This window comes from Peterkaempfera bronchialis, from assembly GCF_003258605.2.
Lineage (GTDB): Bacteria > Actinomycetota > Actinomycetes > Streptomycetales > Streptomycetaceae > Peterkaempfera > Peterkaempfera bronchialis.
The window spans coordinates 5,231,297-5,248,244 of sequence record NZ_CP031264.1; the positions used below are offsets into that span (position 1 = coordinate 5,231,297).

The 16,948-nt window shown below is 72.5% G+C and carries 11 protein-coding genes; 7 read left to right on the top strand and 4 right to left on the bottom strand.

What is annotated here, in order from left to right; translation table 11 throughout:
* Positions 1-35 precede the first annotated feature (35 nt).
* From C7M71_RS23205 to C7M71_RS23235, 7 genes are all read left to right on the top strand, one after another.
* Entirely contained in the window at positions 36-1,142 is a 1,107-nt protein-coding gene (locus C7M71_RS23205) for a sugar ABC transporter substrate-binding protein (RefSeq protein ID WP_111490058.1), read from the top strand.
* Positions 1,143-1,384: 242 nt separating this feature from the next.
* A complete protein-coding gene (locus C7M71_RS23210) occupies positions 1,385-2,173 on the top strand; it encodes an ATP-binding cassette domain-containing protein (protein WP_111490059.1) in 789 nt (262 codons plus the stop codon).
* Between the two features lie 44 nt (positions 2,174-2,217).
* Entirely contained in the window at positions 2,218-3,537 is a 1,320-nt protein-coding gene (locus C7M71_RS23215; protein ID WP_111490072.1) for a sugar ABC transporter permease, read from the top strand.
* A 334-nt stretch (positions 3,538-3,871) separates the two neighbouring features.
* On the top strand, positions 3,872-5,812 hold the full coding sequence (gene dxs, locus C7M71_RS23220; RefSeq protein ID WP_111490060.1) for a 1-deoxy-D-xylulose-5-phosphate synthase: 1,941 nt from the start codon (positions 3,872-3,874) through the stop codon (positions 5,810-5,812).
* Positions 5,813-5,968: 156 nt separating this feature from the next.
* Positions 5,969-7,522: an amino acid permease gene (locus tag C7M71_RS23225; RefSeq protein WP_111490061.1), complete on the top strand. Its 1,554-nt coding sequence runs from the start codon at positions 5,969-5,971 to the stop codon at positions 7,520-7,522.
* A 68-nt stretch (positions 7,523-7,590) separates the two neighbouring features.
* Positions 7,591-9,126 carry an ArnT family glycosyltransferase gene (locus C7M71_RS23230; RefSeq protein ID WP_229758868.1) on the top strand — a complete coding sequence of 512 codons (1,536 nt, stop codon included), beginning with the start codon at positions 7,591-7,593 and terminating at the stop codon, positions 9,124-9,126.
* A 41-nt stretch (positions 9,127-9,167) separates the two neighbouring features.
* Positions 9,168-9,638 carry a pyridoxamine 5'-phosphate oxidase family protein gene (locus C7M71_RS23235; RefSeq protein ID WP_111490062.1) on the top strand — a complete coding sequence of 157 codons (471 nt, stop codon included), beginning with the start codon at positions 9,168-9,170 and terminating at the stop codon, positions 9,636-9,638.
* Between the two features lie 107 nt (positions 9,639-9,745).
* Here C7M71_RS23235 and C7M71_RS32080 read toward each other — a convergent pair whose 3' ends face one another.
* From C7M71_RS32080 to C7M71_RS23255, 4 genes are all read right to left on the bottom strand, one after another.
* On the bottom strand, positions 9,746-11,380 hold the full coding sequence (locus C7M71_RS32080; RefSeq protein ID WP_111490063.1) for a cellulase family glycosylhydrolase: 1,635 nt from the start codon (positions 11,378-11,380) through the stop codon (positions 9,746-9,748).
* Between the two features lie 295 nt (positions 11,381-11,675).
* On the bottom strand, positions 11,676-14,123 hold the full coding sequence (locus C7M71_RS23245; protein WP_111490064.1) for a SpoIIE family protein phosphatase: 2,448 nt from the start codon (positions 14,121-14,123) through the stop codon (positions 11,676-11,678).
* 887 nt (positions 14,124-15,010) lie between these two features.
* The gene (locus tag C7M71_RS23250) at positions 15,011-15,466 is read right to left on the bottom strand and encodes a PIN domain-containing protein (RefSeq protein WP_111490065.1); all 456 of its coding nucleotides are present in this window, start codon (positions 15,464-15,466) and stop codon (positions 15,011-15,013) included.
* A gap of 22 nt (positions 15,467-15,488) precedes the next feature.
* Complete coding sequence (locus tag C7M71_RS23255; RefSeq protein WP_229758869.1) at positions 15,489-16,943, bottom strand: PucR family transcriptional regulator; 1,455 nt, start codon at positions 16,941-16,943, stop codon at positions 15,489-15,491.
* Positions 16,944-16,948: the final 5 nt, after the last annotated feature.

Consider the following 16,948-nt stretch of genomic DNA (forward strand, 5'->3'; position numbering starts at 1 on the left):
GCAGTGTTGCGGCCCTGTCAGGGAGGCAACCCCCCATGAACGCAATGATGCGTCGCGCCGTGATCGGCACCGCTGCTGTCTCGATGGCCCTCAGCATGGCTGCCTGTGGTTCGGCCGGTGGTGACAAGAAGGCGGACAAGCCCACTGCCGGCAGCACCACCAGCAAGAACATCGGCCTGCTGCTCCCGGAGAACTCCTCCTCCATCCGGTACGAGTCCTTCGACAAGCCGCTCTTCACCGCCAAGGTGTCGGCGCTCTGCTCGGACTGCAAGGTCCTGTACAACAACGCGCAGGGCAACACCGCCACGCAGAAGCAGCAGTTCGACGCGCTGATCTCGCAGGGCGTGAAGGTCATCGTGCTGGACCCGCAGGACGCCAACGCGACCAAGTCGTGGGTCGAGGAGGCCGCGAAGAAGGGCGTCAAGGTCGTCGCCTACGACCGCTTCGCCGCCGGCCCGGTCGCCGCCTATGTCTCCTTCGACAACGAGAAGGTCGGCGAGCTCCAGGGCCAGGCGCTGGTCGACGCGCTGGGCGACAAGGCCAAGGACGCCAACGTTGTCATGATCAACGGCGCCGAGACCGACCCCAACGCCGGGCTGTTCAAGAAGGGCGCCCACTCGGTGCTCGACAGCAAGGTCAAGAAGGTCGTCTACGAGCAGTCCGGTGAGTGGGACCCGAAGACCGCCGGCCAGAAGATGGGTGCCGCCATCACCCAGCTCGGCAAGAAGGGCTTCCAGGCGGTCTACTCCGCCAACGACGGCATGGCCGCCGCCATCATCACCGCGCTCAAGGGCGCCGGCATCAAGGACGTCCCGGTGGGCGGCCAGGACGCCGCCTCCGACGCCATCCAGCGGATCCTCTCCGGCGACCAGGCGTACACCATCTACAAGGCGTACAAGCCGGAGGCCGAGGCAGCCGCCGAGATCGCCGTCAACCTGCTCCAGGGCAAGGACGTCAAGTCCGTCGCCACGGACACCGCCGACAGCGACACCGCCAAGGGCGTTCCGTCCATGCTGCTCCCGGCCAAGGTCGTGACCAAGGACAACGTCAAGGACACGGTCATCGCCGACGGCCTCTACAAGGTCTCGGACATCTGCACCGCCGCCTACGCCAAGGCGTGCGCGGACGCCGGCATCAGCTAGGACCACATGGCGACCGGCGACCACCGGTAGCGATCGGTAGAACGGCCGGACGGCCCCCCGGACAGACGGCTCCCCGGACAGACGGTGCTCCCCGCCTCAGGCGGGGAGCACCGGTCCCGTCCGCGTGCGCGCTTCGCGGCGTGCCCCCGCATGTGTTGTATGTGTTGCACAACCCTCCGCGCCGGGGACGGCGCGGCATCCCGCTCCATCGGTCCGTACCCCCGGACGAGCGGAAGAAGGAGATGGTTCACGTGACAGGCGCACCCGTACTGGCGTTGCGCGGGGTCTCCAAGCGGTTCGGTGCCGTCCAGGCGCTCACCGACGTCCATCTGGAGGTCCACGCCGGAGAGGTGGTCGCCCTGGTCGGCGACAACGGCGCCGGCAAGTCCACCCTGGTCAAGACGATCGCAGGCGTGCACCCCATCGACGAGGGCGTCATCGAGTGGGACGGCAGGCCGGTCCAGATCGGCCGCCCGCAGGACGCCCAGAGCCTCGGTGTGGCCACCGTCTACCAGGACCTGGCGCTCTGCGACAACCTCGATGTGGTCGCCAACCTCTTCCTCGGCCGCGAGATCCTGCGCGGCGGCCTGCTGGACGAGGTCGCCATGGAGAAGCGCGCCCAGGAGCTGCTCGACACCCTGTCGATCCGCATCCCCAGCGTGCGCATCCCGGTCGCCTCCCTCTCCGGCGGCCAGCGCCAGGTGGTCGCCATCGCCCGCGCCCTGGTCGGCGACCCCAGGGTCGTGATCCTGGACGAGCCCACCGCGGCCCTCGGCGTCGAGCAGACCGCCCAGGTCCTGGACCTGGTGGAGCGGCTGCGTGAGCGCGGCCTCGGCGTGATCCTGATCAGCCACAACATGGCCGACGTCAAGGCGGTCGCCGACACCGTCACCGTGCTGCGGCTGGGCCGCAACAACGGTGTCTTCGACGTGAAGACCACCAGCCATGAGGAGATCATCTCCGCCATCACCGGCGCCACGGAGAATGCCGTGACCCGGCGTCAGGCCCGCATCGCGGAGGGACAGCAGTGAGCAGCAACCCGACCGACGTCTCCAAGGGAGGCGGCGAGGGCCCGATCGAGCCCACCGCCACCGACACCCCCGCCGCCGACACCGCCACGGCAGCCGACACCCCCACGGCCGACACCGCCACGGCCGTCGCGACCCCCGCCCCGGTGCGCGCCGTCGACCCCCGGCTGCTGGTCCGCGAGGAGGGCTTCAAGGGCTACGTCGACGAGTTCCAGCGGAAGCTGCGCAGCGGTGACCTCGGGTCCATCCCGGTCATCCTCGGCCTCATCCTGATCTGGGGCATCTTCCAGGGCGTCACCGGGACCTTCCTCAACTCGGACAACCTCTCCAACATCACGCTCTACATCGCCGGCCCCGGCCTGATGGCCGTCGGCATCGTCTTCGTCCTGCTGCTCGGCGAGATCGACCTCTCGGTGGGCTCGGTGGCGGGCACCACCGCCGCGATCTCCCTGGTGCTCTCCACCCAGCACGGCGTCAACGAGTGGCTGGCCGTGCTCATCGCCATCGCCGCCGCCGTCGTCATCGGCGCCATCCACGGCTTCTTCTTCGCCAAGGTCGGCGTCCCCGCGTTTGTGGTCACCCTGGCGGGTCTGCTCGGCTGGAGCGGTCTCCAGCAGTGGGTGCTCGGCCAGACCGGCACCATCAACAACCCGCCGGACGGCCTCATCGTCCACCTGGACAACTACTTCTTCAGCGATGTGGCCGCCGCCTACGGCCTGGCCCTGGTCGGCGTGCTGATCTACCTCGGCGGCGCGCTGCTGGACGCCAAGCGCCGCCGGGACGCCGCGCTGCCCTCCCGCCCGGTGAGCGAGATCGCCGTACGCACCGCGGTGCTGGCCGTGATCGCCTTCGCCGCCGCGTACACCCTCAACCAGGACCGGGGCCTGCCGCTCGCCCTGGTGGTCTTCCTCGGCCTCGTGGTGATCACCGACTGGGTGCTGCGCCGCACCTCCTACGGCCGCCAGATCTTCGCGGTCGGCGGCAGCGTCGAGGCGGCCCGCCGCGCCGGTATCAACGTGGCCTGGATCCGGATCTCGGTCTTTATGATCTCGGCCGGCATGGCGGCGCTGGGCGGCCTCTTCATCGCCTCCCAGTCCGGCGCCGCCGACAAGGCGCTGGGCAGCGGCAATGTGCTGATGAACGCCATCGCCGCAGCCGTGATCGGCGGCACCAGCCTCTTCGGCGGCCGGGGCAAGACCTGGTCGGCGCTGCTGGGCATCCTGGTCATCCAGTCGATCGTCCAGGGCCTCAACCTCAAGGGCATCGACACCTCCATCCAGTACATGATCACCGGCGCGGTGCTGCTCGGCGCGGTCGTCCTGGACTCGGTCTCCCGGCGCACCCAGAAGGCGTCCGGCCGAGGCTGACCCGCCCCCGCTTCCATCGGCCAGCCGGTCCGGGGGGCATGTCTGAGGGGGACGTGCGCCACGGACGGCCGGTGGACCGCCTCGCACGCCGGAGGGCACGCGAGAGCGGCAGGCCCGGCACCCAAGCCGCTCGGGTGCCGGGCCTTCGCCATGCCCGAGCAGGCCCGGACCCGGACGCGCCCGCGCCTCCGGACGCACGGGGCGTCCCCCGCCCGGAGGGCGGACATTAGACTCAACGGGCCGGGACGACCCGGTGCCGCCGGCGCCTCACCCGGCGGGGGGAAGCCGCACACGCTGCGGACAAGCCCGCAGACCTGCGAAGAAGGAGGAACGGGTGGCCCTGCTGACCCGCATTCGGGGACCGCGTGATCTGGACCGGCTCACCCCCGCACAGCTCGCGGATCTGGCCGAGGAGATCCGGGAGTTCCTGGTCGACGCGGTCTCGCGGACGGGCGGTCACCTCGGGCCCAACCTCGGTGTGGTGGAGCTCACCATCGCCCTGCACCGGGTCTTCGACTCGCCGCGCGACCGCATCCTCTTCGACACCGGCCACCAGTCCTACGTCCACAAGCTGCTCACCGGCCGTCAGGACTTCTCCCGGCTGCGGGTCAAGGGCGGGCTGTCCGGCTACCCCTCGCGGGCCGAGTCCGAGCACGATGTGATCGAGAACTCGCACGCCTCCACCGTGCTCGGCTACGCCGACGGCCTCGCCAAGGCCAACCAGCTCAAGGGCCACCGCGACCGCCCGGTGGTCGCCGTCATCGGCGACGGCGCGCTGACCGGCGGCATGGCCTGGGAGGCGCTCAACAACATCGCCGAGGCCCACGACCGCCCGCTGGTCATCGTGGTCAACGACAATGAGCGCTCCTACTCGCCCACCATCGGCGGCCTCGCCAACCACCTGGCCACCCTGCGCACCACCCAGGGGTACGAGCGCTTCCTCGCCTGGGGCAAGGACGCCCTTCAGCGCACCCCGGTGGTCGGCCAGCAGCTCTTCGAGACCCTGCACGGCGCCAAGAAGGGCCTCAAGGACTTCATCGCCCCGCAGGGCATGTTCGAGGACCTGGGCCTGAAGTACATCGGCCCCATCGACGGGCATGACATCACCGCGCTGGAGTCCGCGCTGGGCCGCGCCCGGGGCTTCGGCGGCCCGGTCATCGTGCACTGCCTCACCGAGAAGGGCCGGGGCTACCGCCCCGCCGAGCAGAACGACGAGGACCGCTTCCACGCGGTCAACGTCATCCACCCCGACACCGGGCTGCCGGTGAAGACCGCCGGCAAGGACTGGACCTCCGTCTTCGGCGAGGAGATGGTCGCCCTCGGCCGCGAGCGCCGGGACCTGGTGGCGATCACCGCCGCCATGCTCCACCCGGTCGGCCTGGCCCCCTTCGCCAAGCAGTTCCCGGACCGGGTCTTCGACGTGGGCATCGCCGAGCAGCATGCCGCGGTCTCCGCCGCCGGTCTGGCCACCGGCGGGCTGCACCCGGTGGTCGCGGTCTACGCCACCTTCCTCAACCGGGCGTTCGACCAGGTCCTGATGGATGTGGCGCTGCACCGGCTGGGCGTCACCTTCGTGCTGGACCGGGCCGGCGTCACCGGCACCGACGGCGCCAGCCACAACGGCATGTGGGACATGTCCATCCTCCAGGTCGTCCCCGGGCTGCGGCTCGCCGCCCCGCGCGACGCCGACCAACTGCGTGCCCAGCTCCGCGAGGCCGTCGCCGTCGACGACGCGCCCACCGTGGTCCGCTACTCCAAGGGCACCGTCGGCCCCGCCGTCCCCTCGCTGGGCCGGATCGGCGGGATGGACGTCCTGCGCGGCAACCCCGCGCCGGTGGTCGACCCGGTGCCGTCCGACGAGGGCTCCGGCGGCATCGTCCGCGCCGACGTACTGCTGGTCTCGGTCGGCGCCATGGCCGGCACCTGCCTGGAGGCCGCCGACCTGCTCGCCGCCCAGGGCATCACCTCCACCGTGGTCGACCCCCGCTGGGTCAAGCCGGTCGACCCCCAGCTGCCCGGCCTCGCCGCCGAGCACCGTGTGGTGGTCACGGTGGAGGACAACGGCCGCGTCGGCGGCGTGGGTGCCGCCGTCTCCCAGGCGCTGCGCGACGCCGCTGTGGATGTGCCGCTGCGCGACTTCGGCATCCCGCAGCGCTTCCTCGACCACGCCAAGCGCGAGGAGATCCTGGCCGAGATCGGCCTCACCGGGCCGGACATCGCCCGTCAGGTGACCGCGCTGGTGGCCAGGCTGGACGCGGAGCCGGTCGACGCCTGACCGCCGGGACCGCCCAGAGCGGGAGTCGCCAGCGGGGGCCGGGAGCAGATCGCTCCCGGCCCCCGCTGTGCGCCGGGGTGAAGCGGTAAGGGCCCGGCCATGGAATCACCCGGTCCGGGTATCCGCCTGGGGCGGACTTTCCTCGGGAGGCGTTCCATGGCCACAGCGTCCAGTCCCACCGGCGACGGCAGCAGCCGGAACACCCCGCCGCGCGGACTGCTGCGCACCAAGCCGGTCGAGCAGTCCATCGCCGACACCGAGGAGCCCGAACACGCGCTCCGCAAGTCGCTCTCCGCCCTGGACCTGGTGGTCTTCGGCGTCGGTGTGGTCATCGGCACCGGCATCTTCGTCCTCACCGGCACCGCCGCCAAGGACTACGCGGGACCGGCAGTGGCGCTCTCCTTCGCCGCAGCGGGCATCGTCTGCGCGCTGGCCGCCCTCTGCTACGCGGAGTTCGCCTCCACCGTCCCGGTGGCCGGCTCCGCCTACACCTTCTCGTACGCCTCCATCGGTGAACTCCCGGCCTGGATCATCGGCTGGGACCTCATCCTGGAACTCGCGCTGGGCGCCGCAGTGGTCTCCGTCGGCTGGTCCGGCTATGTGCAGTCGCTGCTGAACAGCGCCGGAGTCACGCTGCCCGCCGCCATCGGCGGCGGGGGCTCCGACGGGTCCTGGGGCTTCAACCTGCCCGCCGCCCTGCTGGTGCTGGTGCTCACCGGGGTTCTGATGGCGGGGATGAAGCTCTCGGCCCGGGTCACCTCGATCATCGTGGGCATCAAGGTGGCCGTGGTGCTGCTGGTCATCGTGGCCGGTGCCTTCTTCATCAACGGCGCCAACTACCACCCCTTCATCCCGCCGTCCCAGCACACCCCCGGGAAGTCCGGCGGGACCACCCCGCTGGTGCAGGCGCTCTTCGGCTTCACCCCCTCCACCTTCGGCGTGATGGGCATCTTCACCGCCGCCGCCGTGGTCTTCTTCGCCTTCATCGGCTTCGACATCGTGGCCACCGCCGCCGAGGAGACCCGCAACCCGCAGCGCGACCTGCCGCGCGGCATCCTGGGCTCGCTGGCCATCTGCACCGTGCTCTACATGCTGGTCTCGGTGGTGGTCACCGGCATGCAGCACTACACCAGCCTCTCCACCGACGCCCCGCTCGCGGACGCCTTCAAGGCGGTGGGCCAACCCGTCTTCGCCGATCTGATCAGCGTCGGCGCGGTGGCCGGCCTCACCTCGGTCACCATGATCCTGCTGCTCGGCCAGAGCCGGGTCTTCTTCGCCATGAGCCGCGACGGGCTGCTGCCCCGCACCTTCGCCGACATCCACCCGCGCTTCGGCACCCCGTGGAAGACCACCCTGCTGCTGGGCGCCGTGGTCGCCGCCGTGGCCGGGGTCATCCCGCTGCGGGAACTCTCCGAGCTGGTGAACATCGGCACCCTCTTCGCCTTTGTGGTCGTCTCGGTCGGCGTGGTGGTCCTCCGCCGCACCCGCCCCGACCTGCCCCGCTCCTTCCGTACCCCGGCGGTGCCGCTGGTGCCGGTCCTCTCGGTGCTCGCCTGCGTCTGGCTGATGATCAACCTGCCGCTCGCCACCTGGTGGCGGTTCGGCATCTGGATGGTCCTCGGCATCGTCCTCTACGCCGGCTACGGCCGCTCCCACAGCCGCCTCGGCCGGACCACCGACGCACTCGGGCCCCGGTCCGGCCGGGAGTGACCGACGCCGCTTTTCCCGCCTGTGGACAGGCCCACGCAGGGCCGCTCGTCCCCGGTAGGTTGTCCCTCGTGCCCCTGGACCGGACCCGCCACCGCATCGCAGTGCTCGCCGCGCGGCTGCCGTCGCGTCTGCGCACCGGCTACTGGACCAGGCTGGTCCCCGCCCTGGCGGTGCTGGCCACCCTCACCCACCTGCCCTCCTTCGTCCGCCCGGTGTGGAGCCCCGACGAGGGCTACCTCGCCACCCAGGCCCGGATGCTGGCCGACGGCGGCGTGCTCTACGACACCGTCGTGGACCGCAAGCCGCCGCTGCTGCCCTGGCTCTACGAGGCCGCCTTCGCCGTCTTCGGCTCGCTCTCGCTCTGGCCGCTGCGGGTGCTGGCCATCGTGGCGCACCTGGCCACCGCCCTGCTGCTGGTCTCCATCGCGCGCGGCCGCTGGGGCAACCGGGCCGGGGCCGCCGCCGGGGCGCTCTATCTGCTGGTCTCCATCGGGCTCTCCCCGGAGGACACCCAGGCGGCGACCTTCGAGGTCTTCATGCTGCCCAGCATGGTGGCGGCCTTCCGCTACGCCGAGCGGCGCCGCTGGATGGCGGCCGGTGTCGCCACCGCGATCTGCGCGCTCACCAAGCAGACCGGCGGCGCGGTACTGCTGCCGGTGCTCTGGATGCTGCTCCAGGACGCCCGCCACCGGGGGGTGCGCTGGCCGGGAGCGCTGGGCAAGGCGCTCTTCGGCTTCGCCATCCCGATAGGGCTGGTGGCCGCGATCCTCACCAAGCCCAAGGGGTTCCTCTTCTGGGTGGTCACCGGCAGCGGCGACTACGCCTCGCTGGACGGGGCGCTGCTGCTGATGATCGGCCGGGCGCTGGGCAATGCCGCCATCCTCGCCGCCGCCGCCCTCGGTCTGGTGGTCCCCCTGGTGCGGCGGCTGCGGGCCCGCCGGCGGGCGGTCGCCGCCGGGGCGGCGCCGCCGCTGCCCGGGCCGCTGGTCGCCCATGGCTCCACCACCGACCTGTGGGTCTGGCTGGGCTCCGCCGCGATCGGGGTCTCCACCGGGTTCCACTTCTTCGGCCACTACTACCTCCAGCTGATGCCGCCGCTGGTGCTGCTCGGCGCCGGGGCGGTGACCGCCTCGGCGCTGCGCTGGCGCCCGGTGCTGCTCTACAGCGTGGTCGCCTCCACCGTCTTCTGGTGCCTGGCGCTGGCCTGGCCGGGGCAGCGGCTGGACCGGTCCGCCAAGGTCGCCACGGCGGTGGCGGAGCAGACCGGGCCCACGGACACCATGCTGGTCTGGGGCATGCACCCGGAGCTGTACTGGCTTGCCGACCGCCGCCCGGCCTCCCGCTTTCTGACGGCCGGCTTCCTCACCAACTACAGCGGCGGCAAGGGCGACCGGAAGGTCGGCGAGGCGTACAGCGTGGAGGACGCCTGGAAGACCTTCGACCAGGAGCTGAGCCGCAATCTGCCGGAGATCGTGGTGGACGACTCGGGCAAGGCGCCGTACTCGCCGATCCGCATCCCCAGGATCGAGCGGCTGCTGGACGCGCACTACCAGATGGTCGGGCTGACCGGCGACACGGTGATCTACCGGCTGGTGCGGCGCTGACCGGAGCGCCGTTGTCAGACCCTCGTGTCAGACTCCCCGCCATGGCAACCTGGCAGGATTTTACGGACGAGGCCCCCGAGCTGGCGGCGGCGGTGCGGGCCCGGATCGAGGCCCACCGGCACCATGTGCTCGCCACACTGCGCAAGGACGGCTCCCCCCGGGTCAGCGGCACCGAGGCCCGCCTGCACGGCCCGGATCTCACGGTGGGTTCCATGTGGCAGGCGGTCAAGGCCCGCGACCTCCAGCGGGACGGCCGCTATGCGCTGCACGCCAATCCGGGGGACGGTTCGATGGAGGGCGGTGACGCCAAGGTGGCGGGCCGCGCGGTGGAGGTCACCGACGAGCGGGAGCTGGCGGCCTACCAGGCGGCGACCCAGCCGCCGCCCGGCCCCTTCCACGCCTTCCGGCTGGAGCTGGACGAGGTGGTGCTGACCGAAGTCGTGGGCGGTGACCGGCTGCTGATCCGCACCTGGCGGCCGGGGCAGGGGGTCACCGCGGTGGAGCGGCGCTGAGCATCCGAGCCGAGGGCGGCGGTCGCCGGGGTGGAGCGACCGCCGCCGGGTGCGGCGGCCGCCCCGGGGGGAGGGGACGGGCCGCCGCCGTCGGATGGTCGGCAGGATCAGGAGCAGGCGCCCCCGTTGAGCGTGAACGCGGTCGGTGCGGTGTTGCTGCCGCTGACGGTGCCCTGGATACCGAAGGAGACCGTGCCGCCCGCCGGGATGGTGCCGTTGTAGTCCGCGTTGGCCGCGGTCACGGTCTTCCCGGACTGGGTGAGCGTGGTGTTCCAGGAGTTGGTCACCACCTGGTCCTGGGCGAAGGTCCACACCAGCTTCCAGGAGCTGATCGGCGTGGTGCCGGTGTTCTTGATGGTGATGTCGCTCTGGAAGTGGCCCGCCCAGCCGCTACCCGCGCTCCAGGTGACCTGGCAGGACGCCTTCGCGGGCGGGGTGGTCGGCGGCGTGGTGGGGGGAGTGGTCGGCGGGGTCGTCGGAGGAGTGGTCGGCGGGGTGGTGGGCGGCGTGGTGGGCGGGTTGGTCGGGTTGTTGCCCACCGGGATCAGGTACGGCTGGATGAAGCCCTGCTTGAAGGTGTCGACCGTGGTCCAGTCGTCCTTGAGGATGCCGCCGGTGTCACCCGAGTTGGGGTTGAGCGACCAGTAGGTGAAGTCGAAGCCGTTGGAGCCCTTGCCCATGTACGACATCAGCTTGGTCAGCCACTGCTGGTCCACGGTCGCGGTCAGGGTGGAGCCGAACTCGCCGACCAGCACCGGCGCGGTGTTGTTCTTCTTGAGGTAGCCCCAGTTCTTGTCCCAGATCGCCGGGAGGTTGTTGGGGAAGGACGGGTCGTCGAACCAGGTCTGGCGGAAGACCGAGGTGGCGTACTCGTGCGCCGAGTAGACCAGCTTGTTCGGCTTGTTGAGGCGGACCGGCGCGGTCGCCGCGCCCTGGAGGTTGCCGCCCCACCAGGTGCAGCTGGTGCCGGAGGCGTACTTGTCGCTGGTGCCGCCCGGGCCGTAGCACTCATTGCCCTCGACGATGATCAGCCAGTCCGGGTTGGCCGCGAGGATGGCGTTGCCGCCCTTCTCGGCCGCCAGCCGCCAGTCGGTCGCCGCGTCGCCGCTGCCCCAGGTGGCCGCGCCGTTCGGCTCGTTGTGCAGGTCGGCGCCGACCACCGTGCTGTTGCCCTTGTAGTGGTTGGCCAGCATCACCCAGTCGCTGACCCAGCGCGACTCCGGGTACGCCGAGGTGTACCAGAGCGGCGACTGCCCGCCCGAGTCGGGGCGGTGCTGGTCCAGGAAGACCTTGAGGCCGATCTTCCCCGAGTAGTCGATGATCTTGTCCATGATCCCGAGACCGTTCAGGCCCTGGAGATCGGGGTTCTTGGCGTAGTCGATGCTGTTGGGCTTGGAGGCGGAGTCGAAGACCTGGTTGGCGTACGGCAGCCGCAGAGTGTTGTAGCCCAGCGACTTGATCTGGTCCAGCATGTCCTTGTAGTTGCGGGTCCACAGCCCGTGCGGAGCGTAGTTGGACGTCTCCAGGCCGAACCAGTTGATGCCGGTCATCCGCACCGGGTTGCCGGCGGCGTCCACGATCTGGCCGCCGGAGGTGTGCCAGGGGCCGTCCCCGACGGCGGCCTGGGCGCTGCCCGGGGCGAGGACCGCTGCGCCTGCGGCCACGGCGGCTGCGGCGAACAGGGCGATCGGTGTGTGGACACCACGCTTCCGGCGCTTCGCGGAAAGACGGGTGATGGCCATGGGTGCTCCTCGTACGGCTCTCGGAGTGGACTCCGACTCGCGGGTGGGGGAAAGGCTGCCGAGAACAGCAGCCCGGGGCGAGAGGGGAACACCACGGGGGCCGGAGCGAGAGTGGGAGCGCTCCCAATGACGTGGTGGCTCTAATCCGTGCACCCGCATGCTGGCGCCCCTGAAGCGGTCGCGTCAACCTTTTGAACATGACTGGTTGCTGAGCGGGGCGATGTGTGCAGTTTCTGAACGTTCGCCGCCGACGCCCGCCCGTGCCCGACCATGCCCGCCGGTGCCCGTTTGCCGCCTATGGCACGGCAGGGCGGCGGCAGGTGAGCAGCAGCGCGACGTCGTCCAGCCGGTCGGGCGCGTACCGGGCCTCCCGGACCAGCCGCTCCGCAGTGTCCGCCAGCGAGTCCGTCCAGGTGTGGGCGAGCGCCGAGCGCAGCCGGTCGATGCCCTGCCCGATGTCCGCGCCGGGCTGCTCCACCAACCCGTCCGTGTACAGGGCCAGTACCGAGCCGGGCGGCAGCCGCAGCTCCGTCACCGGGTAGCGGATCTCCCGGTCCACCCCCAGCAGCACCCCGCCGGCCAGGTCCAGCACCTCGGTACGCCCGTCCGGCAGCCGCAGCAGCGGCGGCGGATGCCCCGCCCGCACCGCCCACGCCCTGCCGTTCGCCGGGTCCAGCTGGACACAGCAGCAGGTGGCGAAGAGACCCGAGTCCAGATCGGCGAGCAGCCGGTTGGTGCAGGCCATCACCTCGTCGGGCGACTGGCCGCCGGTGGCGAAGGCCCGCACGGCGCTGCGCAGCTGCCCCATGATCGCCGCCGCCGCCACGCTGTGCCCCTCCACGTCCCCGATGACCAGCACCACCCCCCGGGAGGTCTCCATCACGTCGTACCAGTCGCCGCCGATGTCCATGCCCTGGGTGCCGGGGAGGTAGCGCCCGGCGGTCTCCACCCCCGCGATGCACGGCAGCCGGTGCGGCAGCAGCGCCTCCTGGAGGCCCCGGGCCACGGCCGACTCCGAGTCGTACAGCCGGGCCCGCTCCAGAGCCTGGGCGATCAGCCCGCCGAGCGCGGTGAGCACCGTGCGCTCCTCGCTGGTGAAGGTGCGCGGGCGGTCGAAGCCGACGATGCACGAGCCGACCGGCCGCCCCGAGGCGATCAGCGGCAGGAACGCCCAGGAGCGCATCCCGTCCAGCGGGATGCCGGGATACGCCGAGCAGAGCTGCCGCTCCGACTCGAAGAAGATCGGACTGCCGGAGGTGAGCGCCTCCACGCCGGGCAGCCGGGCGTGCAGGGTGACCCCCTCGAACGGGTCGAGGAACCCCTCCGGGTAGCCGCTCTGCCAGGCCAGATGGAGGTGCCGCTCGCGCACCGTGTAGATGGCCACCTCCTGGCCCGCGAAGGTCGGCAGCAGCTGGTCGGCGACCACCTCGCACACCTGCCGCACGGTCACCGCCTCGGTGAGCGCACTGGCCATCTGGAGCACCCGGTAGAGCGCCCCGGGCCGCGCGGGGGCGGCCGACGGGGACTGCGGGACCGGCGCGGCGTCGACCGGGGCCCGGCCCTCGATCTCCTCGGCCGGCGGCTCCACCGGCACCACCCGGCCGGTCAGGCCGTGCACATCCGGGTACAGGGTGAAGGTCAGCCAGTGGCCCGCCGTGCGCCGGACCAGGAACGAGGACGGCTCCTGGGAGAGCATCGCCGACCGGTAGCGGTCCTCGTACGCCGGGTCGGCGAGCCAGGGCAGCACATCCCATGGGTGGCTGCCGACCAGTTCGGTGCGGTCGGCGCCCAGCAGCGCCTCGGCCCGGCCGTTGGCGTAGGTCAGCCGCCCGTCCTGGTCGAGCGCGAAGAGGCCGTCCGGCAGCCGCTCGGCCGCCTCGGCCGCGGTGATGCCGGTGCCCGGGTCCACCAGCGCGCCGGTCAGATGGCGGTCGGGACCCAGGCCGACCTCCCGTGCCCACAGCTCCACCAGGCACGGCTTGTCGTCCAACCCCAGCACCCGCAGCCGCCGGGCCGACACCTTCCCGGTCTCGACCGCCTCCCGGGCCGCCGCCTGGAGCTCATATGCGTCCTCCGGCACCGTCCGGGCGGTCAGCGCCGTCACGGTCCCGCCGAAGGAGGCCCGGTCCCGGCCGAGCATGGCGCAGCAGACGTCGTCGGCGGCGAAGACCCCGGTCGAGACGTACCAGTCGAACTGGCCGACCCGCACCGGGGTCAGCGAGGTCGCAGGCAGCCGGGCGGTGATCGGCTCGGCGTCCCACTGGATCGGGAGCCCGTGCGCGCTCAGTGCCGCCAGTGAGGCGCCCAGCCGGTTGGCCGCCGCGCGCAGCCGCCGCCGCGAGGGGCTGGTGAGCACCCGGTCAGGGGCGGCTGTCCGCAGCACCACCAGCACGCCGACGGTCTCGTTGCCGTCGGTGACGGGTGTGTACACGGAGGCGAACGGGTAGGGCAGGGCGATGGCCAGCTGGGGGAAGCGGCGCATCGTCTCGTCCGCGTCGTCCAGGTGGATGGAGCGGCCCGAGCGGTACACCTCCGCCACCGGGAGCGGCCCGGCCACCGGTACCCGCCAGGTGGCCCGCAGCAGGCCCCGCGACACCCCGGCGACGGCGGCCAGCACCAGCGACTGCTCATTGCCCGACCGCAGGTAGACGCCCCCGCCGTAGCCGTCGGCGGCCCGGACGGCCTTCACCACGCCCTCGGCCATCACCCGCTCGAACTCGCCGAGGCGCAGCGCCGTACTCATCGCGCCGCCCGCACCCCCCGGTCGTGTCGGTGGACGCCATCGGCCGCCCGTTCGGCGGGCGCCTACCGATCCGGCCCCGCCGACGGCCCTGCCCTCCCTGCCGTCCGCGTCCACCGCGTCACCGCCCGGGTTCGGCGCCTGCACGTACCACCGCCAGCACCTCCAACCTACGGCGCCCACCGACGCCCGGCACCCCGAAGCCCCCGCCTCCGCCGCTCGCCGCCACCCCGGGAGCGGTGTGGTGCTGCCCTGTTCTCGGCTGGCTCGGTTGCTGCCGGGTCGTTCCGGCACCCTGGAGCGGGTCGTCTGGCTCCGGCGCTGTCGGCTGTCGGGGTCGTTCGGCGCGGGGGGTCGATCACGACCGGACCGCTCGCCGCCACCCCGGGAGCGGACGTGGTGCTGCCCTGTTCTCGGCTGGCTCGGTTGCTGCCGGGTCGTTCCGGCACCCTGGAGCGGGTCGTCTGGCTCTGGCGCCGCCGGCTGTCGGGGTCGTTCGGCGCGGGGGTCGATCACGACCGCATCGAGCGCCGTCACCCTGGGAGCGGTGTGGTGCTGCCCTGTTCTCGGCTGGCTCGGTTGCTGCCGGGTCGTTCCGGCACCCTGGAGCGGGTCGTCTGGCTCCGGCGCTGTCGGCTGTCGGGGTCGTTCGGCGCGGGGGTCGATCACGACCGCATCGAGCGCCGCCACCCCGGGAGCGGGCGTGGTGCTGCCCTGTTCTCGGCCTGCTCGGTGGCCGCCGGGCCGTTCCCGCAGCCCGCCACCCGAAGCCGGGGACCGAGCGCCGTCACCCCGGGAGCGGTGTGGGGCGGTCTCGTTCTCGGCCCGCTCGGCTGCCGCCAGGTCGTTCCCGCAGCCCGGGGCGGGCCGCCCGGCTCCGGCGGCGCCGGTTAGCGGGGGCGGACGGCGCGGGGGCCGGTGACCTCGGCGCCGAGGGTGGTCACGCGGGCGCGGAGTTCACGGTCGGCGGTCACCACCAGGCAGCGGCGTGGGGCGGTCCCGTTCTCGGCCCGCTCGGTCGCGGTCAGCCGCACCACCAGGTCATCCCCGCTGCCCGTCGCCGAGGCCACCCGTACGCCGGGCACCTCGGCCACCCCGCGCGCCGCCCCCTCCACCACCAGCAGCACCTCCAGCGGCCCGCCGCACGCCCACTCCGGTGCGCCGCTACCCTCCGGCAGCCCGTCCGCCGCCACCGCCACCAGGGCGTCCCGCAGCCGCTCCGCCGCGCCCCGCCGGTCCCGCCACCAGCCGTCGGGCACCGAGCCCACCACATTGGCGCCGTCGACGATCAGCAGCGGACGCGGCTCCTGCGCCGCCCCGTGCGGCGGCCGCCCCGGACTCTCCATCCCGCTCATCTCCTCCTCCGCCTCACTCCATGAGCCCCAGCCGCTCCGCCGCCCGGACCGCCAGCCACACCTCGGCGAAGGCCCCGGTCGAGGCCAGGTCGCGCCCGGTCAGCGCCGAGAAGCGGCGCAGTCGGTACGCCAGCGTGTTGGGGTGCACATGGAGCGCCTCCGCCGCCGCCTCGGTGCGCCGGTCCCGTTCCATCCAGGTGCGTACCGAGGCCAGCAGCGCGGAGCCGTGCGCCCGGTCGTACCGCAGCACCTCGCCGAGGACATGCTCGACCAGCGTGGCCAGCACCGCCGGGTCGTCCGGCAGCCATCTGCCGGTGGTGTCGGTGCCGTACGCCACCAGCGGGCGCCCCGACTCGGCGGCCTTGGACACCGCCCACAGCGCCTCCCGCTCCGCCACCCGCAGCGACTCGCCGGACGGGAACGGCCTGCTCATCCCGGCGGCGACGGCCGGCAGCGCGGCGACCGCAGCGCCCAGGTCCGGCGGGCCCAGCAGATAGCGGTCCTCGCCCCGGCTGAGCAGCAGATGCGGATGCTCGTCCAGGCTCTGCGTCAGTACGTCGTCCCGGACGCCCCGGACCACCAGCAGCACGGCTTCGCCCTCGATCGAGAAGCGGTGCAGCCGGCGCCGCGCCACTGCCGGGTCCAGGACGCCCTGGAGCAGCTCCGCCAGGATCTCCGCGCCCTCGCGGCGCACCGTCTCGCGCTGGTGGCGGACCATGGCCACCTGGAGTGCGGCGACCGTGGCGATGTGCTGGACCACGGCCAGCCCGGCGGGCCGGGCGCCCTGCCGCTCGAAGGCGACCAGGAAGCCGGCCGTCCCGCCGGGGGTCAGCACCGGGACCGCGAACCCGCCGGGGATGGTCGGGGCCGCGTCGACCGAGGAGGGCAGCACCCCGGGGTCGGGTGGTGCCGGGACGCCCGGGAGCAGCGGTCGCCCCTGCGGGGTGCAGAGATAGACCTCGTACCCGGAGAGCCGCTCCAGGCGGCGGAAGAGCATGGTGGTGTCCAGGTCCTCCGAGGCCAGCCAGCGCAGCGCCCCGAAGACCTGGAGCTGCGCGCCCAGCCGCTGCCGGGCGTCCTCCTGCACGGCTGCGGCGACCTCCTGGGCGACCGCGATGAACGGCACCGCCAGCGGCACCTCCAGCAGCGGCATCCCGCGTTCGTCCGCCGCCCGCAGCAGCGCGTCGTGCAGCGGCGGCACATGCAGCTGCGCCGAGACGGCCAGCGCGGACACCCCGGCGTCGTCCAGCCGCTCCAGGTAGGCCCGCTGCCCGGCCGCCGACCGGGGGACCGCGATCCCGGCCGTCATGATCACCTCGGCGCCCAGCAACCACGGTGTGGGGTCGGTGAGTTCGCTCACATGGGCCCAGGACACCGAGCGGCGCAGCCCGCGCTCGCCCGCCAGCACCCGCAGCTGGAGTGCGGGGAAGGAGAGCAGATCCTCCACCGTGAGTTTGTCCGTTGCCACAAGAG

Bases quoted from the DNA above. Each gene is read 5' to 3' on its own strand.
- C7M71_RS32080 (WP_111490063.1), bottom strand. From the start codon at position 11,380: ATGGCCATCACCCGTCTTTCCGCGAAGCGCCGGAAGCGTGGTGTCCAC.
- C7M71_RS23205 (WP_111490058.1), top strand. From the start codon at position 36: ATGAACGCAATGATGCGTCGCGCCGTGATCGGCACCGCTGCTGTCTCG.
- C7M71_RS23225 (WP_111490061.1), top strand. From the start codon at position 5,969: ATGGCCACAGCGTCCAGTCCCACCGGCGACGGCAGCAGCCGGAACACC.
- C7M71_RS23235 (WP_111490062.1), top strand. From the start codon at position 9,168: ATGGCAACCTGGCAGGATTTTACGGACGAGGCCCCCGAGCTGGCGGCG.
- C7M71_RS23245 (WP_111490064.1), bottom strand. From the start codon at position 14,123: ATGAGTACGGCGCTGCGCCTCGGCGAGTTCGAGCGGGTGATGGCCGAG.
- C7M71_RS23210 (WP_111490059.1), top strand. From the start codon at position 1,385: ATGGTTCACGTGACAGGCGCACCCGTACTGGCGTTGCGCGGGGTCTCC.
- C7M71_RS23250 (WP_111490065.1), bottom strand. From the start codon at position 15,466: ATGGAGAGTCCGGGGCGGCCGCCGCACGGGGCGGCGCAGGAGCCGCGT.